We start from the raw sequence: 24559 nt of genomic DNA, 5'->3' as shown, positions 1-24559 counted from the left end.
GACTAGCAGGCCGTTTGAACGGGTTTCACCGGGGGCCGTGTAGAGGCTCGCTCACCCGGATAGGATCGATAGCGGAAGCACACGTGTGAGGAGGTTTTCCCCGGTGAGCCGCGTCGAGCGTTTCGACAGACGCCTCGAGAACCTGGTGGGGAACACTTTCGCGCGCATGTTCGGTGGCAACGTCGTCACGCAGGAAGTGGCGATCGCCCTGGAGCGGGAGAGTGAGGAGAACGTTCGTGAGCTGGCAGGCGGTCGGCAGCTCGCCCCCAATCACTACATCGTGTCGCTGGGGGCGGCTGACCACGAGCGCATGGCCGGTGACGAGCAACGCGTCACCCAGGTCCTCGCCAAGGCGGTGGCGGAACACCTCGCCGCGGAGGGCCTGGACACCTATGGTGACGTCGTCGTATCACTCGAGCGCAACGAGGCGCTGCATACTGGACAGTTCAAGACCCGTTCGTCCGTCGATCCCGACGCCCGCCCCTCAGGCGCCGGTTCACCGCGGTCGGCACGACCCAGCAACGCAGGAGACCCAGCAATGAGCCAGCCCCCCGGCTACGGCCAATACGACCAGGGTGACCCGTACGGCCAGCAGGGCCAGTACGGCTACGGACAGCAGGGTGGCCAGCAGCCCGGGTACGACCAGGGTTACGGCCAGCCGCAGGGTGGTGGCTACGACCAGTACGGCCAGCAGCAGCCGGGTGGCGGCTACGACCAGTACGGCCAGCAGCAGGGCGGCTACGACCAGGGCGGGTACGCGCAGCCCCAGGGCGGTGGCTACGACCAAGGTGGCTACGCCCAGCCGCAGGGCGGTGGCTACGACCAGGGCGGGTACGCCCAGCCCCAGGGCGGTGGCTACGACCAGGGCTACCAGCAGGGTGGGTACGACCAGGGCGGCTACGCCCAGCCCCAGCAGGGCGGCTACGACCAGTACGGCGGCCAGCAGCAGGCCGGGTACGACCAGTACGGGCAGCAGCAGGCGTACGGCCAGCCGGCCGCCGACCCGTACGGCCAGCAGCAGGGCGGCTACGGCCAGCCCGCGCCGGGCCGCCAGCTCGCGGCGAGCCTGCAGCTGGACGACGGCTCCAACCGCACGTACTCGCTGAAGCAGGGCGGGAACGTCGTGGGCCGCGGCCAGGACGCGGACTTCCGCCTCCCGGACACCGGCGTCTCGCGCCGGCACCTGGAGATCACCTGGGACGGCCAGAGCGCGACGCTCGCCGACATCGGGTCGACCAACGGCACGACCGTGAACGGCACTCCGGTCCAGACCTGGCAGCTCGCGGACGGCGACGTGATCCGGGTGGGGCACTCCTCGCTCGTGTTCCGTACACAGGGCTGACTGGGGGCACGGAATACTGTTCCCGCAGAATTGACGTGCGGGGGGACCGCGGCGTACCCGCGTCGCGGCTGCACGGACGAGTCGGGAGCGGACACACCAAGTGCCAGAGCTGGTCGTACAACTCACCAGGGTGGGCTTCCTCGTGCTGCTCTGGCTCTTCGTGTTCGCCGCGCTCAGAGTCGTCCGTTCGGACCTCTACGCGGCGTCGGGCATGCGCGTCCAGGTACCGACCTTCGGGCGCAAGAAGGAGAAGAAGCCGCGCAACAGCAAGTCCCCGCAGCAGCTGCTCGTGACGCACGGCGCGCTCGCGGGGACGCGCATCGCGCTGGACGGCCGGCCGATCCTCATCGGCCGGGCCGACGACTCCACGTTGGTGCTCGACGACGACTACGCGTCGACCCGGCACGCGCGGATCGCCCAGCGCGGCGAGGACTGGTACGTGGAAGATCTGGGCTCGACGAACGGGACGTATCTCGACCGGGCTAAGGTCACTGCACCCCTCCGGGTCCCGCTCGGAGTCCCCATCCGGATCGGCAAGACGGTGATCGAGCTTCGCCCATGACTCTCGTCCTCCGCTACGCAGCCCGCAGCGACCGGGGCCTGGTGCGTTCGAGCAACCAGGACTCCGTGTACGCCGGCCCTCGCCTGCTCGCGCTCGCCGACGGTATGGGTGGCCACGCGGCGGGTGAGGTGGCCAGCAAGGTCGTCATCGCCTCGCTCGCCCCGCTCGACGACGACGAACCGGGCGACGACCTCCTCGCGCAACTCCGGGAGGCGGTGGCGAACGGCAACGCCGCCATCGCCGAACTCGTTTCGCAGGACCCCGACCTCGACGGCATGGGCACGACGCTCACGGCAGTCCTCTTCGCCGGCAACCGGCTCGGGCTGGTGCACGTCGGCGACTCGCGCGCGTACCTGCTGCGCGGCGGCCAGTTCGCGCAGATCACCCGCGACGACAGCTTCGTCAACGAGCTGCTCGAGCAGGGCCGGATCACGCCCGAAGAAGCCGCGGTGCACCCGCAGCGGTCGCTGCTGCTGAAGGCGCTGACCGGGCACGAGGTCGAACCGAGCCTGACCGTGCGCGAAGCCCGCTCCGGCGACCGGTACCTGATCTGCTCGGACGGCCTGTCCGGCATGGTCAGCGACGAGACGCTCGCCGAGGCCGTGCAGATCCCGGACCCGCAGCAGTGCGCGGACCGGATGATCGAGCTGGCGCTCAAGGGCGGCGGCACGGACAACGTCACGGTGATCATCGCCGACGTCGTCGACGTCGACTTCGGCGAGGACGCGCCCATCGTGGGCGGCGCCGCCGGGGACGGCAGCGACGAACGGCACCAGGGCGACTCGCCCGCGGCGCGCGCGCGGGCGCTGACCCAGCCGCCGCCGCAGCCGCGGCCCGAGCTGCCGCAGCCGAGCGAAGATCCGAAGGCCAAGCGCCGGAAGCGGTTCCGCTGGCTCGCCGGCGCGCTGGTGGTGCTCGTCGTGCTCGCCGCGGCCGCCATCGCCACCCGGTACTTCGTCCTGAGTCAGTACTATGTCGGCGAAGGTGCGGACCAGGAAGTCGTGATCTACCGCGGCGTCCCCGGCAGCATCCTCGGCATCGACCTGCACACCTACGAGCAGGGCTCGTGCCCGCCCAACCAGGTGTGCACGGACAAGCTGCGCGTCGACCAGCTCCAGGAGGACGCGCGGCTGGCGGTGCAGAACGGCGTCAAGAAGGACAGCCTCGACGACGCCCGGAAGTACATCGACGACTTCCTGCAGCTGCACAAGCGCCTGAACAACTGCGCGCCGGCGGGCGGCCAGCCGTCCACGACGCCGACCCCCACGGTCACGCCGACCCCCACGGTCACGCCGACGTCCACGCCGTCGGCTCCGGCCGGCTCCACTGCTCCGTCGTCGGCGAACCAGCCAGCGGGGAGGGACTGCTCGACGCCGAGTTCGACGGCACCGACGACGGGAGGCGGTAACTGATGAGCCAGCCCGCCGCGCGCGCCGCCGAACCTCTCGCCGCGCAGTTCCAGACGAACCCGCCGCGCGACGTCCCGACCCGCCGCAACACCGAGCTGGTGCTGCTGGGGTTCGCCGCGTTCATCGTCACCATCGCCCTGGTGCTGGTCGAAGCGAACCAGGAGCAGGAGCTGACCTGGTCGATCGTCTGGCTCGGCCTCGCCTACCTCGCCATCTTCGCCGCGGCGCACCTGGCCGTGCGCCGGTGGGCGCCGTACGCGGACCCGGTGCTGCTCCCCTGCGTCGCGCTGCTGAACGGCATCGGGCTGGTGATGATCCACCGGATCGACCTGGCCCTGGCCGAAAAGGCCGTGCAGAACGGGAAGGACTACACCCCCGCCGTCACGGCGCAGGTGCTGTTCACCGTGATCTCGCTCGGGTTCTTCGTCGCCGTCCTGGTCGTGGTGAACGACCACCGCACGCTGACCCGCTACGGCTACACCGCGGGCCTGATCGGGATCGTCGCGCTGGCGCTGCCCGCGCTGCTGCCGTCGAGCCTGTCCGAGGTCAACGGCGCCAAGGTGTGGCTGAAGCTGCCGGGCTTCTCGATCCAGCCCGGCGAGTTCGCGAAGATCCTGCTGATGGTCTTCTTCGCCTCGTTCCTGGTGTCGAAGCGCGACCTGTTCATGGTGGCGGGCAAGAAGTTTCTCGGCGTCGAGCTGCCGCGGGCGCGTGACCTGGGCCCGATCCTCATCGCCGCGGTCGCCTGCATCGGCATCCTGGTGTTCGAGAAGGACCTCGGCACGTCGCTGCTGTTCTTCAGCGTCATCCTGATGATGCTGTACGTGGCGACCGAGCGGATCATCTGGGTCGTTCTGGGCCTGAGCTTCTTCGTCGGCGGCTGCCTGATCGCCTACAACCTCTTCACGCACGTCCAGCAGCGCGTCGCCAACTGGCTCGACCCGCTGGCGACGTACGACAAGCTCGGCGGCGGGTACCAGATCGCGCAGGGCCTGTTCGGCCTCGGCACCGGCGGGATCGGCGGCACCGGGCTCGGCGCCGGCCGCCCGGACATGGTGCCGGAGGCGAACACCGACTTCATCACCGCGGCGATCGGCGAAGAGCTCGGCTTCATCGGGCTGGCCGCCGTCCTGATGCTGTACCTGCTGGTCGCCATGCGCGGCATGCGCAGCGCGCTCGCCGTGCGCGACACGTTCGGCAAGCTGCTCGGCGGCGGGCTCGCGTTCACCATGGTCATGCAGATCTTCGTCGTCGTCGGCGGGGTCACGAAGCTCATCCCGGAGACCGGTATCACCGCCCCGTTCCTGTCCAAGGGTGGTTCGTCGCTGCTGGCGAACTACATCCTGGTCGCCCTGCTGCTCCGGATCTCCGACGCGGCCCGGCGGCCCGCCGCCCGGCCGAAGCCGCAGCCCCAGCAGCAGGCACCGATCGCCGAAGCGCACACCGTGCTCGTCCAGCGTCCCCCGGCGGACGGGGGCAAGCAGGCATGAACACCCCGCTGCGCAAGGTCGGCATGGCGATGCTCGTCATGGTCGTCCTGCTGCTGGCCAACGCGACCTACATCCAGGTCGTCAAGGCCGACGACTACCGCACCGACTCCCGCAACGCGCGCGTGCTCTACGACGAGTTCGCCCGCCGCCGCGGCCAGATCGTGTCGCAGGCGAACGGCGAAGTGCTGGCGAAGGTCGACCCGTCGAACGACAAGTACAAGTACATCCGGTCGTACGTCGACGGCCCGATGTACGCGCCGGTCACCGGCTACTACTCGATCAACTACGGCTCCGGCGGCCTCGAGCGCTCCGAGGACGACGTCCTGAACGGCTCGGACCCGCGGCTGTTCGTGCGGCGGCTGTCGGACATGGTCACCGGCCGCGACCCGAGCGGCGGCAACGTCCGGCTGACCATCGACCCGGCCGTGCAGAAGGCCGCGTACGACCTGATGACGCAGAAGAACTACACCGGCGCGGTCGTCGCGATGGAGCCGAAGACCGGCCGGATCCTGGCGATGGTCTCGACGCCGTCGTACGACCCGAACAAACTGGCGTCGCACACGTCGAAGGCCCAGACCGACGCCTGGAACTCCTACGTCAAGGACCCGAAGAACCCGATGCTGAACCGGGCGATCTCGGAGACCTACCCGCCGGGGTCGACGTTCAAGCTGGTCACCGCGTCGGCCGTGCTCGAGGACGGCAAGGGCCCGGACACCCCGGTCAACCCGGCGCCGAACACGAAGCTCCCCGGCACCAACGTGACGCTGGAGAACTACGCCGGCGAAGCCTGCCCCGGCACCACGTTCAAGGACGCGCTCGCGCACTCGTGCAACGTCCCGTTCGCGGAGTTCGCCGGCCAGCTCGGCGCGGACAAGCTGAAGAAGACGGCGGCGAACTTCGGGATCGGGCAGACCGACCTGACCGTGCCGATGAAGGTCGCGCCGTCGACGGTCGGGCCGCTCGACTCGCAGGGCGCGCTCTACCAGAGCGGCATCGGCCAGCGCGACGTCCGGCTGACCCCGCTGCAGGACTGCCTGCTCGCGGCCACCGTGGCCAACGGCGGGATGGCGATGAAGCCGCAGCTGGTGCAGTCGGTGCTGGCGCCGGACCTGTCGACCATCGAGGACTACAGCCCCACCGAGCTCACCGGCACGGCGGCACTTTCGTCGTCGAACGCCGCGATCCTCAAGGACATGATGATCGCTTCCGAGGGCTTCACCAAGGGCGGCGGCAAGCGCGCCGACATCCAGATCGCGTCGAAGACCGGCACCGCCGAGCACGGCACGGACTCCAAGAACACCGCCCCGCACGCCTGGTACACCGCCTTCGCCCCGGCCAACGACCCGCAGATCGCGGTCGCCGTCATCGTCGAAGACGGCGGCAACCGCGGGCTCGCGGCCACCGGCGGCACGGTCGCCGCGGAGATCGGCCGCGCCGCGATCAACGCCAAGCTCGGGGGTGGATAGCGCATGCTGTCCTCCGGTCAGCTGCTGGCCGACCGCTACAAGCTGACGAGCCGGATCGCCGTCGGCGGGATGGGCGAGGTCTGGCAGGCCAGCGACACCCGGCTGGACCGGACCGTGGCCGTCAAGATCCTCAAGGCCGAGCTCTCCGGCGACGCCGAATTCCTCCACCGCTTCCGCACCGAAGCGCGGATGACGGCGTCCCTCAACCACCCCGGCATCGCCGCCGTGCACGACTACGGCGAAACCATCTTCGACGGTGACCTCTCCATCGCGTACCTGGTGATGGAGCTCGTCGACGGCGACCCGCTGGCCGGGTTGCTGGCCAAGCACGGGCGGCTGTCGGCGGAGTTCACGCTCGACATGCTGGAGCAGGCGGGCAACGCGCTGCAGGCCGCACACGAGCAGGGCCTGGTCCACCGCGACGTCAAGCCGGGCAACATCCTGGTGACGTCGGCCGGGCAGGTGAAGATCACCGACTTCGGCGTCGCGAAGGCGGCCGACGCCGCACCGGTCACCCGGTCCGGCATGGTCATGGGCACCGCGCACTACATCGCGCCGGAGCAGGCGCTCGGGCACCCGGCCGAGCCGGCCTCCGACGTCTACTCGCTGGCCGTCTGCGGCTACGAGTGCCTCGCCGGGCACCGGCCGTTTCTGTCGGAGAACGCCGTCACGGTCGCGATGATGCACATCCGCGACATCGCGCCGCCGCTGCCGCCGGACGTCCCGCCCGCCGCGCGCGCGGTGATCGAGGCGACGCTGGTGAAGGACCCGCGGCAGCGCTACAACAGCGGCGGCGAGTTCGCGGCCGCCGTCGCCGCGGTCCGCGCCGGGCTGCCGCTGCCGACGCCGTCCGGTCTGGTCAACGCCACGTACACGGGCCAGCAGCCGGCGGTGCAGCAACCGCCGCAACCGCAGCAGCAACAGCAGGTGCCGCAGCAACCGGTTCAGCAGCAGCCGGTCCCGCCGCAGCAGCAGCACATGCCGGTGGGCCCGCCGTCGCCGGCGGTGAACCCGATGGTCGCCATCGGCCCGCCGTCGCGGCCCGTGCTGCGTCCGGCCATGGTGCCGGTGACCCGGAAGAAGTCCCAGTGGGGCTGGTGGGCGCTCCTCGCGGCCATCCTGCTCGTTGTCCTGGTGGCGGGCATCGTCCTCGTGGCGAAGATGATCGGCAGCTCGGGCTCGCCACCGCACCCCGGCCAGACGCAGAGCCAGGTGGTCCCGGGCAGACAGCCGCCCGCGGAGGAACCGCCCGTCTCGAGCGCCTACCCGGCGGACACTCCCGGAACGACCGACGATGGCCAGCAAGGCATCATGACCGCACCTTGGACGGAATGGAACGGCACCCAGAGATGAGCACACCCAGACTGCTCTCCAACCGGTACGAGCTGGGCGAAACGCTCGGCTACGGAGGCATGTCCGAGGTCCATCACGGCCACGACGTGCGCCTCGGCCGGGAAGTCGCGATCAAGATCCTCCGTGCCGACCTCGCCAGGGACCCGCAGTTCCAGGAGCGCTTCCGCCGCGAGGCGCAGAACGCCGCCGCGCTGAACCACCCGGCGATCGTCGCGGTCTACGACACGGGTGAGGCCAACACCGAGTTCGGCCCGCTGCCGTACATCGTCATGGAGTACGTCGAAGGCCGGACGCTGCGGGACATCGTCAAGACCGAAGGCCCGATGTCGCAGAAGCGGGCCATGGAGGTCATGGCCGACGTCTGCGCGGCGCTCGACTTCTCCCACCGCCACGGCATCGTGCACCGCGACGTCAAGCCGGCCAACGTGATGATCACGAAGAACGGCGCGGTCAAGGTGATGGACTTCGGCATCGCGCGCGCGATGCACGACGGCCAGTCCGCGATGACCCAGACCGCCGCGGTGATCGGCACGGCGCAGTACCTGTCGCCGGAGCAGGCCCGCGGTGAGTCGGTCGACGCCCGGTCCGACGTCTACGCCGCCGGTTGCGTGCTGTACGAGCTGATCACCGGCGAGCCGCCGTTCACCGGGGACTCCCCGGTCGCGGTGGCCTACCAGCACGTCCGGGAGGACCCGAACCCGCCGTCGTCGGTGAACCCGGCGGTGGCGCCCGAGCTGGACGCCGTCGTGCTGAAGGCACTGGCCAAGGGCCCGGCGAACCGCTACCAGTCGGCGGCGGAGATGCGCTCGGACCTGGTGCGCACGCTCTCGGGTCAGCGCCCGGCCGCGCCGATGGTGATGTCCGAAGACGAGCGCACGCAGGTGATGAACGCCGACCGGCGGCAGCCGCAGCGCTACGAGGAGTACGACGCCGCGGACGACGAGGACCCGAAGGCCAAGCGCCGGCGCCGGACGCTGCTGGCCGCGCTCGCCGCGGTCTTCGTGCTGGGCGCGGTCCTGCTGATCATGTGGCTGTCGGGGTCGTTCAAGAGCGGCAACGAAGAACCGGGCACGGTGGCGATCCCGGACGTCAAGGGGCAGTCGGAGCTGGCGGCCAAGAACACCCTGCGCGAAAAGGGGTTCAACAACTTCGCGCCGAACAAGACCGTGATCTGCGGGGTGCCCGACGCGTCCGGCAACACGCCGTGCACCACGGACCAGGTCAACCAGGTCATCGCGATCACCCCCGATGTCGGCACCCCGGTCGCCACCGCGGCGCAGATCACGCTCACGATCGGCACGCCGCCGGGCAAGGTGGCCGTGCCGGAGCTGAAGGGCCTCAGCCGCGACGACGCCGAGGCGAAGCTGAAGGAAGCCGGCCTCACCCTGAACCAGTCGCCGCCGCAGGAGGTCGACGTCACCGACGACGACCAGGTGGGCAAGGTCGTCAGCCAGAACCCGCAGGCGGGCAACCAGGTCCAGCAGGGCACGAGCGTGTCCATCTCGATCGGCAAGGGCAAGGCGCAGAAGCAGGTCCCGAACTTCACCGGGAAGTCCTTCAGCGAAGCGCAGTCCGCCCTGACCGGCTTGGGCTTCAACGTCAAGCGCGTCGACCAGCAGTCCGACCAGCCGAAGGACCAGGTCCTCCAGCAGACGCCGAACGGTGGTTCGGTGCCGGTCGGCAGCACGATCACGCTGACCGTGTCGACGGGCCAGCCGGACAACAAGATCGAGATGCCGCAGCTGGTCGGCATGACAGCTGAGGACGCGCAGGCGAAACTGCAGAGCATGGGCTGGACCGGTCAGCTGCGGGAGCAGTCCGACCGGACCAGCAACAAGCCCGAAGGCACGGTCACCAAGCAGAGCGTGCCGCCGGGTCAGCAGATCGACAAGGACCAGAACATCACGATCTCGGTGTCCGAGGGCCCGTTGTTCCCGACGTCGACGGGCAGCGGCCCCTGATCCCATCCGCACGATGAAGGCCCGCACGGTTCGCCGTGCGGGCCTTCGTCGTTGTTCAGGCTTTGTCGAGAAACCCTTGCACAGCGCCGAGAATCTGCTCGGCGTCACTCGCGGGACCGCAGTCGAGCTCCAGTTCCTCGGCCGCGCCGGAGCGTTTGACCTTCAGGGAGACCCGGCCTTCGCGGCAGCGCCGCAGCCAGGCGATCAGCGACCGGCAGAAAACGCCGGCGGAGTTGCTGGTCACGCCGACCACGACGGCGTCGAACAGTTGAACGCGGCCGCGGAGCTCGTCCTCGCCGCGCAGCCAGGCGGCGAGCTCCCGGAGCTCGCCTTCGGAGTCTGGCCCGGTGATCGCGACGATCCCCGCCGTCACCCGTTCTCCCTTCGCCCGGAATCGGAGAGGACCCGAACACTAGTCGGCGCCGAGCACCCGCCGGAACCCCGACTCGGGATTTGAAGATTGCAAATTGCACTCAGGAACGACGGTGCACGAGCCGCGAGACGGCGAAGAAGCTGGCGGCTAGTACCGCCACGGACGTCACCAGCGCCAGCACGAGCGGACCGCCGACCGGTTCGTCGTCGGTGAGCGCGTGCAACAGCGGGTGGACCAGCGGGATCTTCGCCAGCAGCACGACGATCAGCGTGACGACGGCGGCGAGCACCGTCCAGCCGATCCGCGGCACGAGCAGCCGCGAGCACGGCAGCGCGATCGCGATGCCCAGCAGCGCGCACGCGAGGTGGGCGAGCAGCCCGATGCCCAGCGCCGACGGCTGGACCTTCAACGACTTGAGCGCCGACCACGCCTCGGTGATCACCGTGAGGACCGCGGCGCAGGCCAGCACGGTGAAGATCGCGCCGGTGATCATCCGCCGCCACTGCCGCGCGTGGCTCAAGGTCACCAGCCGCTGCACCGGATCCTCGATGTCGAGCAGCGCGATCGTCAGCCAGCACGACACGACGAGCAGCCCGCCCGCGCTCATCCCGAACAGCGGCAACGGCGGCGAGTGCGGGTCGGCGTAGAGGATCACGCACAGCGCGAGGTAAGCCAGCAGCGCCGGCAGGTACCGCTGCGAATGGCCGAGCAGCGCCAGGTAGTAGCGGGTCACGGCGAGCACGGCGCCACCTCCCGCACGGACCAGCCGTCCTTCAACGCCCGCAGCAGCACCGCGTCCACGCTCGCGACTTCGACGGTCAGCACGAGCTGGGCGCCTTCGACGACCGCGTGCCGCACGCCGGGCTCGGCCGCCCAGCCGGCGCCGTCGCCGCGCAGCACGATCCGCGTGGTCGGCTCGGCGCTCTCGGCCGTGAGCCTGCCTTCGGTCATGACGTGGACGACGTCGGCGTGGTCGTGCACCACCTGCGGCCGGTGGTCGGTGAACACGACGCTCGCGCCGCGCGCCCGCGTCTCGGCGACGAGCTCGCCGAGGATCGCGTGCGTCCCGACGTCGAGCCCAGACCACGGCTCGTCGAGGATCAGCAGGTCGGGCCGCACCATGACGGCCTGCACGAGCCCGACCTTCTGCGCGTTGCCCTTCGAGAGCGTCCGCAGCGGCGCGGCCGGACCGCCGACCAGCGCGAGCCGGTCGAGCAGCGGGTCGATCACCGAGAGGTCGGTGAGCCCGCGGATGCGCGCCAGGTGCCGCAGGTAGGCCCGCGCGCCCATGCGCTGGCCGGCCGGGAAGCGGTCGGGCAGGTAGCCGATCCGCGGGTTTCCCGTCACCACGCCGGTGGTCGCGTGCGAGACGCCGGCCATGATCCGCAGCAGCGTCGACTTGCCGGAGCCGTTGCTGCCGAGGACGCCGACGACGTGCCCGGGCTCGACGCTCAGGTCGACGTCGCGGAGGACGAAGTCACCACGCCCGTACCGCTTGCCGACCCCCTCGAGCCGGATCACGCAACAGCGGCCTTCTGGAGCGCCTTGGTCGCGCGCTCGAGCTCGTCGACGCGGGCCGGGTCGACGGGGTGGCCCGCCGCGGCCATCCAGTTCGCGAGCATCCGGTGGCCGCCTTCGGTGAGCACGGACTCCGGGTGGAACTGGACACCTTCGAGCGGCAGCTCGCGGTGGCGCATGCCCATCACGATGCCGGTTTCGGTGCGGCCGGTGACCTCGAAGACGTCGGCCGGGATCGTGTCGGGCACCACGGTCAAGGAGTGGTACCGGGTGGCCGTGAACTCCTCGGGCAGGTCCTTGAGGACGCCGGTGCCCTCGTGGCGGACCTGGCTGGTCTTGCCGTGGAGCAGCTCGGGCGCGCGGTCGACGGTCGCGCCGTAGACGACGCCGAGCGCCTGGTGGCCGAGGCAGACACCGAGCATCGGCGTGCGCGTCTCGGCACACTTGCGGATGACATCCATGCTCTGACCAGCGCGTTCGGGCGTCCCCGGGCCCGGCGAGACGAGCACGGCGTCGAACTCGGGCACGCGGTCGAGGTCCACGACGTCGTTGCGCCAGACCGTGCAGTCGGCGCCGAGCTGGGCCAGGTACTGGACCAGGTTGTAGACGAAGCTGTCGTAGTTGTCGACGACGAGAACGCGCATGGCGCCGAGCTTACCGGCTCTCAACTGGTGGACCGTACGGTAAATCACATTTCTAGTTAGGTGACCCTAACTTACCGTGGAGGGTGTGAGCCGATCTCTTCGTGTGGCCGTGGTGGGCGCTGGTCCTGCCGGCATCTACGCCGCCGACATCCTGGACAAGTCCGACGCCGACGTCACGATCGACCTGTTCGAGCGCATGCCCGCGCCGTTCGGGCTGATCCGCTACGGCGTCGCCCCCGACCACCCGCGCATCAAGGGCATCGTGACGGCGCTGCACAAGGTGCTCGACAAGCCGAACATCCGCCTCTTGGGCAACATCGACTACGGCACCGACATCAAGCTCGACGAGCTGCGTGAGTTCTACGACGCGGTGATCTTCTCGACCGGCGCGGCCGCCGACCGCGCGCTCGACATCCCGGGCATCGACCTCGACGGCAGCTACGGCGCCGCCGACTTCGTCTCCTGGTACGACGGCCACCCGGACGTCCCGCGCACCTGGCCGCTCAACGCGTCTTCGGTGGCGGTTCTCGGCGTCGGGAACGTGGCACTGGACGTCGCGCGAATCCTCGCGAAGACGGCCGACGAGCTGCTGACCACGGACATCCCGGACAACGTCTACCAGGGACTGCGCACCAGCCCCGTCACGGACGTGCACGTGTTCGGCCGCCGCGGGCCGGCGCAGGCGAAGTTCACGCCGCTGGAGCTGCGCGAGCTGGACCACTCGCCGAACGTCGAGGTCATCGTGTCCCCCGAGGACATCGAGTTCGACGACGGCAGCATCGCGGCGCTGCGGGCGTCGAAGCAGATCGACATGGTCGTGAAGACGCTGCAGGAGTGGGCGATCCGCGAGCCGGGCAACCGCCGGAAGCGGCTGCACCTGCACTTCTTCCACTCACCGGCCGAGGTCCTCGGCGAGGACGGCCGCGTGACGGGCCTGCGCACGGAACGCACCGAGCTGACCGGCGACGGCAACGTCCGCGGCACGGGCGAGTTCCACGACTGGGACGTCCAGGCTGTGTACCGCGCGGTCGGCTACCTGTCCTCGCACCTGCCGGAGATCCCGTTCGACCACGTGGCCGGCGTCGTCCCGAACCAGGCCGGCCGCGTGCTCGACCTGGACGACAACCAGCTGCCGGGCGTGTACGTGACGGGCTGGATCAAGCGCGGCCCGATCGGCCTGATCGGCCACACCAAGGGCGACGCGGCGGAGACGATCGCGAGCCTGCTGTCGGACGCGGACACGCTCACCGCCCCCAAGTACGACTCCCCGGACGCGATCCTCGACTTCCTGGCCGCGCGCGGGATCCCGTTCACCACTTGGGAAGGCTGGGGCAAGCTCGACTCGCACGAGAAGGCACTGGGCCTGGCGGCGGGCCGCGAGCGGATCAAGGTCGTGGAGCGCGAAGAGATGACGCGCGTTTCGCGCGGCTAAGCGGCACCGAGGTACGCGAGTACGGCGAGCACCCGGCGGTTCGTGTCGTCCGAAGCCGAGATGCCGAGCTTGGCGAAGATGTTCGCCGTGTGCTTGCCGACCGCGCCTTCGCTGAAGTGCAGCCGGGACGCGATCGCCGCGTTCGAACACCCTTCCGCCATCAGCCCGAGGACTTCGCGCTCGCGCGGGGTCAGGACGGCGAGGGGGTCGGATGCGTTGCCGGACAGGAGCTTCGCGATCACCTCGGGGTCCATCACCGTGCCGCCGGCCGCGACCCGGCGGACCGCGTCGATGAACTGGTCCGCGTTGAACACGCGGTCCTTCAGCAGGTAGCCGATCGCGCCGGTGCCGTCGGCGAGCAGTTCGCGCGCGTAGAGCTGCTCGACGTGCTGGGACAGCACCAAGATCGGCAAGCCCGGGATTTCCCGCCGGGCGGCCAAGGCGACCTGCAGTCCTTCGTCCGTGTTGGTCGGCGGCATCCGGACGTCCACAATGGACACTTCCGGTTTCTCGCGTCGCAACGCCGAAGCCAGCTCTGGACCGCTGCCGACCGCCGCGACGACGTCGAAGCCGTGCGCCGCCAGCAGGTGCGTCAAGCCATCTCGGAGGAGGTACTGGTCTTCGGCGACGACGACTCGCTGTCGAGCTGACACGGGATCTCCAAAGTCGCCTTCGTCGGGCCGCCGATCGGGCTGGTCAGCGTCAACCTACCGTCGAAGGCCCCGAGCCGGCGCTCGATTCCACGCAGTCCCGAACCGCGGGCGGGAACAGCGCCACCCGGGCCGTCGTCGGTCACCACCACCGTCAGCTGGTCGTCGGCGAACCCGACATCGATCGACGCGCGTTTCGAGCCGTGCTTCGCCGCGTTGCCCAGCAGTTCCGACACCGCGAAGTACGCGCACGCCTCGACCGGCTCCTCGACGCGGCCGGGCAGCGAGCCGGTGACCTCGGTCTTCAACGGGCTGTCGAGGGCCAGCGCGCGCACGGCGTCGAGCAGCCCGCGCTCGGACAGCACCGGCGGGTGGATGCCGCGGATCAGCACGCGCAGTTCGGTGAGCGCCTCCGACGACGCCGCGCGCAGCTCGGCCGCGAGCCGTTTGGCCGCCGCCGGATCCGTGTCGACGAGCGCCTCGACCGCGCCGAGCTTCATGCCCATCGCGACCAGCCGCGACTGGATCCCGTCGTGCAGGTCGCGCTCGATCCGCCGCAGCTCCGCCGCCTGCGTGACCGTGACGTCCGCGCGGGTCTGCTTCAGCCGTTCGACGCGCGCGGCGAGCCGGGTCGCCTCCGTCGGGCCCAGCCAGACCCGCGCGAACCGCGCCTGCTGCCGCGCGAGCCACGTCGCCGGCGCCAGGCCGGCGCCGACCATCGCCAGCATGACCGGCGTCTGCGCGAGCGCGCCGAGGTGCGTCGAGACCTCCGGGAACGGCCACCAGGTCACCGGCGAAGAGACGAACGGCCGCCACACCCAGAGCGCCCCGAGGCCGACGAGTCCCCGCGTGACCAGCACGATCGTCGGCACGAGCAGGACGAACGAAACCAGCGTCCCGAGCACGGCGCCGGCGAGGTCGCGCCAGGTGGCGCGGTCGCGCAGGACCCATCGCGTGCGAGCGTGCTGGACCGGCCAGAACGGCTCCTCGTGCAGCTGCTTGCCGACCTGGTAGAGCCCGTCGGGGCGCGGCACCGGCAACCCCGGCGGCGGCAGGTACGGCCGGGCGATCCGTACCCCCGTCCAGTTCCCGGCCTCCCGGCGCAGCGTGTCCGTGATCGATCGCGTCCACAGCACGACCGGGACCGCCAACGGCGGGAAGCCGGCCATCAGGACCAGCTGCGGCAGCGAAAAGATCAGCTGCACCACCGAAAGCGCGAAGATGCCGCCCTGGTGGCCCAGCGCTTCGGCGTGCCGGTGCAGCCAGTTCTTGCGCGGCCCGGCGGGCGGCCGGGGGCCGAGCCACCAGCGGGTCCACCGGCCGTAGCCGCGCAGCACCACCGGGCCGCCGAGCAGCACGCCCACCGGCAGCAGCACCGTGACCAGCGGGTTCACCAGCTGCCAGGTGAACTCGCGGCCCGCCGCCGGGTCTTCCAGCGCCCACGTCAGCCGGCGCTGCCAGCGGACCCAGAACGCGCGCTTGTAGAGCTGCTTGCCGTCGCGGTACCAGCCGTCGCGTTCGCGGACCGGTTCCGGCGGCTCGGGCTGGTACGGCGCCGCGATCCCGGTGCCGCACCAGCGCAAGGCCAGCTTCCGAGCCAGCCTCGATCGGCCGCGCGTCCATTCGACCGCGGGACCGAGGAAGAAGACCAGGCCGACGCACAGCAGCGCGAACGCGATCAGCTCGACCAGCACGTCGACCCAGCTGAGCAACGCGAACGCGGCCAGCGCGCAAGCCCGCCCGAACGCCCGCAGGTACGTCATCCGGCACCTCCTTCCCCCGGGATCTTCGCCGGACCACGCGTGTCCGCGCACTGGCCGAAGCTCCCCGGCCGGGGTGGGGCCAGGCCCACCCCCGCGTCAGCAAAACCCTACTTGAGCTGGGGATTCAGCGTCATTCTGCGGACGGCCGCGAGTTCGTAGCTTCGGAGCCATGCCCCTCATCGAAGTCACCGACCTCCGCAAGCGCTACGGCACCCGGGTCGCGGTCGACGGCGTTTCGTTCACCGTCGAGCGCGGCGAAATCTTCGGCATCCTCGGCACGAACGGCGCCGGCAAGACGACCACGGTCGAATGCCTGCAGGGTCTCCGCCGCGCCGACGGCGGAGAGATCTCCGTGCTCGGCCTCGACCCCGCGGCCGACCGAGCCGCGCTGACCCGCCGCGTCGGCGTGCAGCTGCAGGAAAGCCGACTGCCGCCGAAGCTGCGGGTGCGCGAGGCGCTGGAGCTGTTCGCCTCCTTCTACCCGGACCCCGCCGACGTCGGCGTCCTGCTGGACCAGCTCGATCTCCGCGACCACGCGCGCAGCTACTTCGGGAAGCTGTCCGGCGGCCAGAAGCAGCGCGTGTCGATCGCGCTCGCGCTGGTGGGCAACCCCGAGCTGGCCATCCTCGACGAGCTGACCACCGGGCTCGACCCGCACGCCCGCCGCGAGACGTGGCGGCTGGTCGAAGGCGTGCGCGCCGCCGGCGTCACCGTCCTGCTCGTCACCCACTTCATGGACGAGGCCGAGCGGCTCTGCGACCGCGTCGCCGTCTTCGACGCCGGCCGCGTGGTCGCGACCGGCACGCCCGCCGAGCTCCGCGCCGCGACCGGAGCCTCCACTTTGGACGACGCGTTCGTCTCGCTCACGAGGAGCCAGCTGTGAACACCTTCGCCAAGATCACCGCCACCGAGACCCGGCTCTTCCTCCGCACGCCGGTCATGGCGCTCGCCGGGATCCTGCTGCCGACCGCCGTGCTGCTGGCCGTCGGCGCCATCCCGGGCATGACGGAACCGAGCCCGGCCGCCGGCGGGTACCGGTTCATCGACGCCTGGGTCCCGTCGCTGATCGTCATCAGCCTCGCGATGCTCGCCCTGCAGTCGATCCCGGGCGCCGTCGCGACCTACCGCGAGCAGGGCGTGCTGCGCCGGCTGGCCACCACGCCGGTGCACCCGGCCAACCTGCTGGGCGCGCAGCTGCTGATCCACGTCGTGGTCGCGCTGGCGGGCATCGGCCTGGTGCTCGCGGCGGCCAACGCGGTCTACGACGTCCCGCTGCCGAAGCACCCGCTGCTGTTCCTGCTGACGCTGCTGCTCGGCACGGTCTCGATGTTCTCGTTCGGCCTGCTGGCGGCCGCGGTCGCCCGGACGGCCAAGGCGGCGGGCGGGTTCGCGCTGATCGCGTTCATCCCGACGATGTTCTTCGGCGGCGTCTACCTGCCGCGGCCGCTGCTGCCCGAGGTCCTGCGCCGGATCGGCGACTACCTCCCGCCGGGCACACAGCCGCTGCAGGACGCCTGGGTCGGCACCGGCGTGCAGCCGCTGCAGCTGCTCGTCCTCGCCGGCTTCGCGGCCATCGGCACGGCGCTGGCGGCGAAGCTCTTCCGATGGGAGTGATCCGCCATATTGGTGATGATCATCGTTTTCTCTTGTGGCGGGGTCGCCCGGCCGGTAGCCAGGAGGGTGGCCCTGCTCAACTTGGAGGTTCGATGTCCCTGGACGTGTCACCCGCGCTGCTGGAGAAGGCCGAGCGCGGGGAGGTCACCGACGCCGAGTTCGTCACCTGCGTCAAGGAATCCCTGCCGTACGCCTGGGAGGTCATCACCGGCGTCATCGCCGACGCCGATGCAGCGGCGGACGGGTTCGCCGACAACGAGACGCCGCCGCCGAGCGAGGCCGCCCGCGGCCAGCTGCTGCGGGCCCTGGCGTCGGACGCGATCCGCGGCGGCCTCGAGCGCCACTTCGGCGTCAAGCTGGCCTTCCAGAACTGCCACCGGGTCGCCGTCTTCAAGAAGTCCGAAGTGGACGGTGACCGCTACCGCGCGTTCGTCTCGCCGCGCGGCCAGCTGCTCAACCAGAGCCCGGAGCTGCGGGACTGCTAGCCCGCAGCGCGGGCAGCACCTCGGTGCCGATCCGCGCGATGTTCGCGTACGTGCCCTCCGGCGTACCGGACGCCTCCACGAGCATCAGCACGTGGGAGACGCCGGTGCGCCGGAGGCTCGTTTCCAGGGTCCGGACGCAGTGCGCGGCGTCGCCGACGGGGTGGATGGCGCAGAGCCGTTCGGTGTACTCCCCCGGGTCCTTGCCCGGCCCCGGCCGCCCGTCGACCGTGACGTGCGCGCCGAGCCCGTCCTTAAGCCACGCGGGGAGCGCCCGCCGGACGACCTCGGCGTCGCCCACCTGGCAGAGCATGGTCGAGACGTGGGCCGCGGGCTTCCCGTAGGCGGCGACGGTCTCGGCTTTCTCGTCATCGTCGGCGTGCAGGCCGAGCAGCAGCGGCAGCCCCCGATCGGCGGCTTGCCGCACGGCGGCCGACTTCGGCCCACCACACGCGACCACGACGTCCGGCCGCCGTTCCGGGGTCGGGACCAGCGGCACCTCACGGAAGGCGAAGTGCCTTCCGTCGGCGCGCGCCCGACCGGTGGTTGCCTCGAGGAAGACGTCGAGGGTCTCTTCGAAGCCGGTCTCGTACCGGTCCAGCCCGGTACCGAAGACCTCGAGGTCCTGCCAGGGACCACCGCGCCCGACGCCGAGCCGCAGCCGGCCACCGGAAACGGCGTCGAGCATCGCCCACTGCTCGGCGAGCGCGACGGGGTGCGTGGTCGAGAGGACGCTGACGGCGGTCCCGACCGTGATCCGCGAGGTCCGCCCGAGCACGTGCGCGGCGAGCGTGATCGCAGACGGGCAGACGCCGTAGGGCATGAAGTGGTGTTCGGCGAACCAGACGTCGTCGAAGCCGGCTTCTTCGGCCAGCTCGGCGGCGCGGACCGACCGGCGGAGGACGTCGCCGTCCGCCTGGCCGGGGAAGCGGCCGCTGACCAGGAAGACGCCGAACCTCAGTTGACCGCGACCTCGTTGAACCACAGCCGTGGCTCCAGCCACGGGAACACCACGAACATCAGCAGCGCCACCACGCCCAGGGCGAGGACCACCGCGATCGTCAGCTTGACCGCGAACGGGCCGGGGAACTTCCGCCAGAGCCAGGCGTACATCAGGCCTCCCCGATCTTCGAGAGCAGGTCGCCGTAGTCCTTGACCTGGTTCTTCGGCACCTGCTGGGTCAGCACCGAGGTGATGATGAGCCGCTCGCGGGCGGAGAACTGCGGGTGGCACGTCGTGAGCGTGAGCAGCGCCGCCTGCTGGGCCTTCGGCAGCGTGTCGGCGTCCTTGTACGGGACCGGGTTCACCGCGGTGCCCTGGCTGGGCAGCACGACCTTGCGGCCGAACGTCTCGCTGTACGCGCCGCCCTCTTCGGCGTTCGGGTCGCGCAGGGTCGAGACGCCCTTGCACTTCGGGTCGGCGCCCTTGCCGCCCGCCCAGTCCTCGATCTCGTCGTCGTAGGGCAGGACCTTGTAGATGTAGAAGTCGGTCGAGGTTTCGATCACGATCTGGTCACAAGAGGAGAGGTTGTCCAGGTCGTTGAACGGGGCGCCCTTGCCGACGCGGTGGCCGGCGACGGCGAAGTTGCCGGGCTCGCCGGGCAGCGCCGTGCCCTTGTAGTGGCCGGGGCCGACCTCCAGGGAGGCGTCGTCGGTGCCCTCCTGGATGGTGAAGTTGTAGTCGACGCCGAACGTCGGGATGTGGATGCGGGCGAACGCCTTGCCGTCGATGAGCTCGGGGTGCAGCGTGCGGTCGTGCGCCCACTCGCCGTCGAGCTGGTCGCTCGCCTCGGACTGCTTGCCCGCCGAGAACAGGTCGGTGACGTACAGCTCGTAGACCATGAACAGCAGCACGACCAGGCCCAGCGTGATGAGCACTTCGCCGGCCGTCCGGATCGCGACGCCGCCCTTGCCCAGCGGCGGCGGGGCCGGCTTCTCCTTGGTCGCGGTACCGCCCTTGACCGGGGCGAACACGACCGTCTCCTCGTTCGCGCCGGGCGGCGGAGGCGGGCTCGTGTAGCGGCGGGGCGGCGGGCCCTGCGGACGGCGCGGCGGCTGACCGGGGGCCTGGCGGGGCGGCAGCTGCCCACGTGGGGGCGGGACCGGGCGGCGCTGGGGCGCGGGCCGCTGCCCGGGGTGTCTGCGCCGGTCGTCATCCGGTCCTTCGCGCGTAGTCACGCAAGCTCCTCTCAAGCCGCGTCCGACACTTGGTGACCCCGACGTCACGGTACGGGAAATCCAGCCACTCCCGGCCGCTGCTTTCCTGCGGTCGTTTACGTTAACGTGTGCACGTGGCGTAGGTTGCGCACCCCGAGCGGGACATCGCCACCGACCAGCCCGAAGAGCACCGCGAGGAACACGATGCCCAAGTCCAAGGTCCGCAAGAAGACGGCTTACACCCCGCCTGCCGACCGGCGCACGCCGGTGAAGGTGCGGGCCGCCGGTCCCACCGGTCTCGCCTGGAAGATCCCCATGTTCGGGCTGATGCTCGTGGGTCTGGTCTGGCTGCTGGTGAACTACATCGCCGGGGACAAGATCTCCTGGATGGCCGACCTGGGCAACTGGAACTTCGCCGGCGGGTTCGCGCTGATGATCGCGGGTCTGCTCATGACTATGCGCTGGCGCTGATTATTACTCCGAATGGCGGCTTGACGCCGAATTACACCGGTGTGACTCATCCCCAGTGTGGATAACCCCTGTGGATAACTACCCCACCTCGTGGGCGCCGCGGCGGGCCCTTGTGGTATCGGCGTGGGCGGTCACCGCGTTGCTGCTGGTCGGCGTGGTGGCCGACGCGCTCACCGACGACCGCGGCGGCCTGGTGCTGTTCGCACTGGCCACGCTGGCCGTCGGCGCGTTCGCCGCGCACTCGACGCTCGTCCGGCCCCGCCTGGCCGCCGGTCCCGAGGGCCTGGTGGCCCGGACGCTCGGCGGCACGCACCGGCTGCCGTGGGCCGAGACCCGCACCCGGCTGCGCACCACCCGCCGGCTGGGCCGCGACGGCGTCACGCTCGAGGTGGAGCACGAAGACGAGCTGTACGTCTTCGGGTGGCTCGACCTCGGCGAGGATCCCCGCGACGTCCTGGACGTCCTCAGCACGCTGCGCAGCTAGCCGCAGCTGTAGAGCTCCTGGCCGCGGTACTGGGCGAACTGGCAGGTCTGGGTCGCGACCTCGGTGTCCTTGTAGATCAGCAGCCCGATCATCGCGACGACGAGGATGGCGACCCCGGCCGCCTGCCAGGTCGTCTGGCGCGCCTGCGGCGCGTACAGCATCGCCACGGTGACCAGCGCGCCGGTGACCAGGCCGCCGACGTGGCCGAGGATCGAGATGTTCGCGACGCCGAAGGTGATGAACGCGTTCAGCGCGAGCGTGATGATCAGCCCGGTCGGGTTGAGGCGCAGCTTCAGCACGATGACCGCGTAGGCGCCCATCAGGCCGAACAGCGCGCCGGACGCGCCCGCGGTGCCGCCGTCGAGGTTGTCGAAGAGCAGCACGGCCGTGGACGCGCCGAGCATCGAGACGAAGTAGAGCGTCAGGTACCGGACCTTGCCGAAGACCGGTTCGAGCGCGCGGCCCATCATCCACAGCGAGAACATGTTGACCGCGATGTGGATCGGGCCGTAGTGCAGGAAGCCCGAGGTGAACAGGCGCCACCACTCGTCGGCGCCGAACGTCGCCTGGCCCCAGAGCACGCCCAGCTGGAAGACGTTCGACACCTGGTTGTCGTTGAGGCTGCGCGCCTGGACGACCGTCACGAGGAAGACCAGCACGTTGACGGCGAGGATGGCCTGCGTGGCCAGGAACGACCCGGACGGCCGCGCACCGGCGATGGTGCGCACGCCGAGGCCGGCGTCTTGGTAGCCGCGGTGCTGGCGGCGCTGCTGCTGGGTCTCGCTGTGGACGCAGTCGGTGCACTGGAAGCCGACGGGGGCTTCGCGGAGGCAATCCGGGCACGCCGGACGCCCGCACCGGGAACAGCTCAGCCCGGTCGGGCGGTTCGGGTGCCACCAGCACCCGGGGAGCGCGGCTTGCTCGGCGGCGGGGTTCGGCGGTTGGTTCACGATGTCACCAACCTACCGAAACCACGCTGCGGAAGCCGTCAGTGCTCGATGGTGACCTTCTCGATGACGACGTCGGTCAGCGGGCGGTCCGCCGGGCCGGTCGCCGTGCGCGCGATCGCGTCGACGACGTTGCGCGACTCCTGGTCGGCCACCTCGCCGAAGATCGTGTGCCGGAAGTTCAGGTGGGTGGTCGGCGCGACCGTGATGAAGAACTGCGAGCCGTTCGTGCCGGGCCCGGCGTTGGCCATGGCCAGCAGGTACGGCTTGCTGAACTGCAGCTCGGGGTGGAACTCGTCGCCGAACTTGTAGCCGGGCCCGCCGCGGCCGGTGCCGGTCGGGTCGCCGCCCTGCAGCATGAAGCCGTCGATGACCCGGTGGAAGATCGAACCGTCGTAGAAGGGGCCGGAGTTCGTGCCCGCCGCGTTCGGCTGGGTGTACTCCTTGGTGCCTTCCGCGAGCCCGACGAAGTTCGCGACCGTCTTCGGCGCGTGGTCGGGGAGGAGGTTCAGGTTGATGTCACCCTGGTTGGTGTGCAGCGTCGCTTTCACGGCTTCATCGTGCCATCAGCAGCGGGCGGCGGCGAAAAGGGGCACGATAGGTTACGGGTAACAGAGCAGTGTCAAAACGAATGATGAGGTGAAGTCCATGTCCCGGGCGACAGCCCAGGCCGCCGAGACCGCCGACAAACTCGTCTCCGAGGGCGTCAAGCACGGCCGGCGTGCGCAGAAGCAGCTCGCGAAGAAGACCGAGCTCACCCGCAAGGAGCTCAAGAAGAGCTCGAAGGCCGCCCGCCAGGAGGCCCTCTCCCGCCTGTCCGAGCTGCGCAAGCCGGGTCGCAAGGCCAAGAAGGCCGCCATCAAGGCCGCGAAGGCGGCCGGCGAGTCGAAGCGCCGCGGCAAGAAGGACTTCAAGGCGGCGAAGAAGGACTTCTACGCCGCTGTCGTCGAGGCGAAGGCCGCGGCGAAGGGCACGCGCAGCCGTCGCAAGTGGCCGTGGCTGGTCGGCCTGCTCGTGGTCGGCGCCGGCGCCGCCTACGTGCTCCGGTCGAAGCAGGAGCCCCCGGTCGCCCCCGCGCCGCCGAAGGCCACCCCGCCCGCGCCGAAGCCCGCCGAAGCGGCGAAGCCGAGCCCGCAGGCGAACGGCAAGGCGCCGTCCCCGGCGCCCGCCGAGAAGAAGAACTGAGCGGCGCACGAAGAGGCCCCTCGGGCGTGCACCCGAGGGGCCTCTTCAGTGGTGCGTGCGATCAGGCGTTCGCGGCGTGCTTGTCGATGAGCTGGCCCAGGCGGGGCAGCGCCTCTTCGACGTTCTTCTTGCCGTTCGGGCGCAGCTTCGAGTAGACCTTCTTGATGCTGTCACGGCTGCTGCGCTCGGCGCGCGAGTCGGTGACGCTCAGCAGCGCGTCGGAAGCCTCGTCCGAGCGGCTGGTCAGGTAGGCGCCGAAGTCGTTGCCGCCCTTGGCGCGGTAGTCGCCGTAGAACGGCTCGAGCGCGGTGGCGAAGTCCGGCAGCAGCGTGTCGACGGCCGAGGGGATGATGCCCGGCTTGATCTTCTTGACCGCGGCGAAGCCGGTCTTGACGACGGCACCCGAAACGCCGCCCTTGTCCGAGACCTCGGCGTCGACGAGGGTCTCGAAGTCGGTCACGACAGCCGGACGACGGCTGGAGTCGAGCAGGATGTCCTTGAGGGTGTCAGCCACGAATCTTGTCCTTTGCGTTGCAGATTTTGTGCCCGGCCCCCGGGGTGGGGATCCCCCGATGGCTGCGGTGCGCGAGTCCACGAAGCCTGCGCGTGACGCACAGGGTAATACAAGATCAACATCACTCACCCGTGTGGAGCCCGCTACCTAGAGCTTCAGGGCAGCGATAGCCTTCTTGACCACTGTGCGTGCTTTCACGCTTTGCTTCTGGTTGGTGGTCGCGATGACCGCCGCGGACCCCTTCGCGACCGCGTAGACGGCCCCGTCGTCGGTCGACTCGTAGCCGCCCTTCCAGCCGGAAGGGTCGCTGGCCGGGTTCGACGAGTCGACCGGCGCCGCCTTGTTGACCAGCGCGGTCGCCGTCTTCGCGTCCCCGACGTAGACACGGACGGTGAGCTGGATCTTCCCGTCCGGGCGGTAGAAGAAGCACGCCGGGTGCGGCTGGTCCGCCGAGATCCGCACCTTGGAAACGTGCTGGCCGTTCGAGTCGGCCACGAACTCGCTGTCGAGGTACGGGCAGTCCTCGGTCGCGGCCGGCTGGGGGTCCGGCGGCAGCTCCGAACCGGCGGCCGTACCGGCGGAAGCCGTCGGCGAACTGGGGGTCGCGGTACCGGCCACGATCGAGGGGCCGCAGCCGGCCAGCAGGACCACGGCGGGCGCGAGAAGTACGAGTCGTCGCATAGCGCGCACAGTCAACCATGAAGCATGTGTGAAAACCGCTGGCTGAAGTCGACGTGACCGCG

General features: G+C 70.3%; 27 protein-coding genes. 14 read left to right on the top strand and 13 right to left on the bottom strand.

The genetic code is table 11. The features are described 5' to 3' along the window. Nucleotides 1-103 precede the first annotated feature (103 nt). The 7 genes from ACERZO_RS27260 to pknB all read left to right on the top strand — a co-directional run bounded on the left by ACERZO_RS27260 (nt 104) and on the right by pknB (nt 9583). Nucleotides 104-1342 carry a DUF3662 and FHA domain-containing protein gene (locus ACERZO_RS27260; protein ID WP_372667603.1) on the top strand — a complete coding sequence of 413 codons (1239 nt, stop codon included), beginning with the start codon at nt 104-106 and terminating at the stop codon, nt 1340-1342. Between the two features lie 100 nt (nt 1343-1442). Next, nucleotides 1443-1904, top strand: coding sequence for an FHA domain-containing protein FhaB/FipA (locus ACERZO_RS27255; RefSeq protein ID WP_003079002.1), 462 nt, complete (start codon nt 1443-1445; stop codon nt 1902-1904). Further along, nucleotides 1901-3316 (top strand): PP2C family protein-serine/threonine phosphatase, encoded by a 1416-nt coding sequence (locus tag ACERZO_RS27250; protein ID WP_372667602.1) that lies wholly within the window; start codon nt 1901-1903, stop codon nt 3314-3316. Before ACERZO_RS27255 ends, ACERZO_RS27250 begins: the two co-directional genes overlap by 4 nt. Beyond that, nucleotides 3316-4803, top strand: coding sequence for an FtsW/RodA/SpoVE family cell cycle protein (locus ACERZO_RS27245; RefSeq protein WP_372667601.1), 1488 nt, complete (start codon nt 3316-3318; stop codon nt 4801-4803). Before ACERZO_RS27250 ends, ACERZO_RS27245 begins: the two co-directional genes overlap by 1 nt. Further along, nucleotides 4800-6269, top strand: a complete 1470-nt coding sequence (locus ACERZO_RS27240) for a peptidoglycan D,D-transpeptidase FtsI family protein (protein WP_372667600.1) — start codon at nt 4800-4802, stop codon at nt 6267-6269. Before ACERZO_RS27245 ends, ACERZO_RS27240 begins: the two co-directional genes overlap by 4 nt. Nucleotides 6270-6272: 3 nt before the next feature. Further along, nucleotides 6273-7622 (top strand): serine/threonine-protein kinase, encoded by a 1350-nt coding sequence (locus tag ACERZO_RS27235; protein ID WP_372667599.1) that lies wholly within the window; start codon nt 6273-6275, stop codon nt 7620-7622. Continuing rightward, complete coding sequence (pknB, locus tag ACERZO_RS27230; protein ID WP_372667598.1) at nt 7619-9583, top strand: Stk1 family PASTA domain-containing Ser/Thr kinase; 1965 nt, start codon at nt 7619-7621, stop codon at nt 9581-9583. Before ACERZO_RS27235 ends, pknB begins: the two co-directional genes overlap by 4 nt. Nucleotides 9584-9638: 55 nt before the next feature. On the opposite strand, the gene ACERZO_RS27225 is transcribed toward pknB, so the two are convergent. From ACERZO_RS27225 to ACERZO_RS27210, 4 genes are all read right to left on the bottom strand, one after another. Continuing rightward, on the bottom strand, nt 9639-9956 hold the full coding sequence (locus tag ACERZO_RS27225; RefSeq protein ID WP_372667597.1) for an effector-associated constant component EACC1: 318 nt from the start codon (nt 9954-9956) through the stop codon (nt 9639-9641). Nucleotides 9957-10056: 100 nt separating this feature from the next. After that, nucleotides 10057-10698: a hypothetical protein gene (locus ACERZO_RS27220; protein WP_372667596.1), complete on the bottom strand. Its 642-nt coding sequence runs from the start codon at nt 10696-10698 to the stop codon at nt 10057-10059. Continuing rightward, the gene (locus tag ACERZO_RS27215) at nt 10686-11477 is read right to left on the bottom strand and encodes an ABC transporter ATP-binding protein (protein WP_372667595.1); all 792 of its coding nucleotides are present in this window, start codon (nt 11475-11477) and stop codon (nt 10686-10688) included. The genes ACERZO_RS27220 and ACERZO_RS27215 overlap by 13 nt, the downstream gene beginning before the upstream one ends. Continuing rightward, entirely contained in the window at nt 11474-12118 is a 645-nt protein-coding gene (locus ACERZO_RS27210; protein WP_372667594.1) for an aminodeoxychorismate/anthranilate synthase component II, read from the bottom strand. The genes ACERZO_RS27215 and ACERZO_RS27210 overlap by 4 nt, the downstream gene beginning before the upstream one ends. 112 nt (nt 12119-12230) lie before the next feature. Between ACERZO_RS27210 and ACERZO_RS27205 the strand changes: the two genes are divergently transcribed. Then, nucleotides 12231-13550 (top strand): FAD-dependent oxidoreductase, encoded by a 1320-nt coding sequence (locus ACERZO_RS27205; protein ID WP_372667593.1) that lies wholly within the window; start codon nt 12231-12233, stop codon nt 13548-13550. On the opposite strand, the gene ACERZO_RS27200 is transcribed toward ACERZO_RS27205, so the two are convergent. Continuing rightward, complete coding sequence (locus ACERZO_RS27200; RefSeq protein WP_372667592.1) at nt 13547-14203, bottom strand: response regulator; 657 nt, start codon at nt 14201-14203, stop codon at nt 13547-13549. The genes ACERZO_RS27205 and ACERZO_RS27200 overlap by 4 nt on opposite strands. Next, nucleotides 14143-15963, bottom strand: coding sequence for a sensor histidine kinase (locus ACERZO_RS27195; RefSeq protein WP_372667591.1), 1821 nt, complete (start codon nt 15961-15963; stop codon nt 14143-14145). Before ACERZO_RS27195 ends, ACERZO_RS27200 begins: the two co-directional genes overlap by 61 nt. Nucleotides 15964-16132: 169 nt before the next feature. Between ACERZO_RS27195 and ACERZO_RS27190 the strand changes: the two genes are divergently transcribed. The 3 genes from ACERZO_RS27190 (at nt 16133) to ACERZO_RS27180 (ending at nt 18062) form a co-directional block, all read left to right on the top strand. Continuing rightward, the gene (locus ACERZO_RS27190) at nt 16133-16846 is read left to right on the top strand and encodes an ABC transporter ATP-binding protein (RefSeq protein ID WP_372667590.1); all 714 of its coding nucleotides are present in this window, start codon (nt 16133-16135) and stop codon (nt 16844-16846) included. Next, a complete protein-coding gene (locus ACERZO_RS27185; RefSeq protein ID WP_372667589.1) occupies nt 16843-17577 on the top strand; it encodes an ABC transporter permease in 735 nt (244 codons plus the stop codon). Before ACERZO_RS27190 ends, ACERZO_RS27185 begins: the two co-directional genes overlap by 4 nt. 92 nt (nt 17578-17669) lie before the next feature. Then, a complete protein-coding gene (locus ACERZO_RS27180; protein ID WP_372667588.1) occupies nt 17670-18062 on the top strand; it encodes an SCO5389 family protein in 393 nt (130 codons plus the stop codon). Here the strand turns inward: ACERZO_RS27180 and ACERZO_RS27175 are convergent. The 3 genes from ACERZO_RS27175 to ACERZO_RS27165 are packed head-to-tail and all read right to left on the bottom strand — an operon-like array spanning nt 18031 to nt 20236. After that, the gene (locus ACERZO_RS27175; RefSeq protein WP_372667587.1) at nt 18031-19044 is read right to left on the bottom strand and encodes an LLM class flavin-dependent oxidoreductase; all 1014 of its coding nucleotides are present in this window, start codon (nt 19042-19044) and stop codon (nt 18031-18033) included. The genes ACERZO_RS27180 and ACERZO_RS27175 overlap by 32 nt on opposite strands. After that, entirely contained in the window at nt 19017-19172 is a 156-nt protein-coding gene (locus tag ACERZO_RS27170; RefSeq protein WP_086675995.1) for a hypothetical protein, read from the bottom strand. Before ACERZO_RS27170 ends, ACERZO_RS27175 begins: the two co-directional genes overlap by 28 nt. Beyond that, entirely contained in the window at nt 19172-20236 is a 1065-nt protein-coding gene (locus ACERZO_RS27165) for a class E sortase (RefSeq protein WP_372667586.1), read from the bottom strand. Before ACERZO_RS27165 ends, ACERZO_RS27170 begins: the two co-directional genes overlap by 1 nt. A gap of 183 nt (nt 20237-20419) precedes the next feature. Between ACERZO_RS27165 and crgA the strand changes: the two genes are divergently transcribed. Beyond that, on the top strand, nt 20420-20686 hold the full coding sequence (gene crgA, locus ACERZO_RS27160) for a cell division protein CrgA (protein ID WP_033261030.1): 267 nt from the start codon (nt 20420-20422) through the stop codon (nt 20684-20686). A gap of 70 nt (nt 20687-20756) precedes the next feature. Further along, a complete protein-coding gene (locus ACERZO_RS27155) occupies nt 20757-21170 on the top strand; it encodes a PH domain-containing protein (protein ID WP_372667585.1) in 414 nt (137 codons plus the stop codon). Here ACERZO_RS27155 and ACERZO_RS27150 read toward each other — a convergent pair. Continuing rightward, nucleotides 21167-22120: a rhomboid family intramembrane serine protease gene (locus tag ACERZO_RS27150; RefSeq protein ID WP_372667584.1), complete on the bottom strand. Its 954-nt coding sequence runs from the start codon at nt 22118-22120 to the stop codon at nt 21167-21169. The genes ACERZO_RS27155 and ACERZO_RS27150 overlap by 4 nt on opposite strands. A 38-nt stretch (nt 22121-22158) precedes the next feature. Next, the gene (locus tag ACERZO_RS27145; RefSeq protein ID WP_372667583.1) at nt 22159-22668 is read right to left on the bottom strand and encodes a peptidylprolyl isomerase; all 510 of its coding nucleotides are present in this window, start codon (nt 22666-22668) and stop codon (nt 22159-22161) included. Between the two features lie 97 nt (nt 22669-22765). Between ACERZO_RS27145 and ACERZO_RS27140 the strand changes: the two genes are divergently transcribed. Continuing rightward, nucleotides 22766-23302: a hypothetical protein gene (locus ACERZO_RS27140; RefSeq protein WP_372667582.1), complete on the top strand. Its 537-nt coding sequence runs from the start codon at nt 22766-22768 to the stop codon at nt 23300-23302. Nucleotides 23303-23363: 61 nt separating this feature from the next. Here the strand turns inward: ACERZO_RS27140 and ACERZO_RS27135 are convergent, their stop codons facing one another. Together ACERZO_RS27135 and ACERZO_RS27130 are read right to left on the bottom strand one after the other, a co-directional pair. Beyond that, entirely contained in the window at nt 23364-23816 is a 453-nt protein-coding gene (locus ACERZO_RS27135) for a DUF6918 family protein (protein WP_372667581.1), read from the bottom strand. 147 nt (nt 23817-23963) lie between these two features. After that, nucleotides 23964-24497: a DUF2020 domain-containing protein gene (locus ACERZO_RS27130; RefSeq protein WP_372667580.1), complete on the bottom strand. Its 534-nt coding sequence runs from the start codon at nt 24495-24497 to the stop codon at nt 23964-23966. Nucleotides 24498-24559 lie beyond the last annotated feature (62 nt).

Source organism: Amycolatopsis kentuckyensis (assembly GCF_041679295.1).
GTDB classification, from domain to species: domain Bacteria; phylum Actinomycetota; class Actinomycetes; order Mycobacteriales; family Pseudonocardiaceae; genus Amycolatopsis; species Amycolatopsis kentuckyensis_A.
Note: the sequence above shows the minus strand (reverse complement) of the source record. Positions and strands in the feature narration are given on the sequence as shown.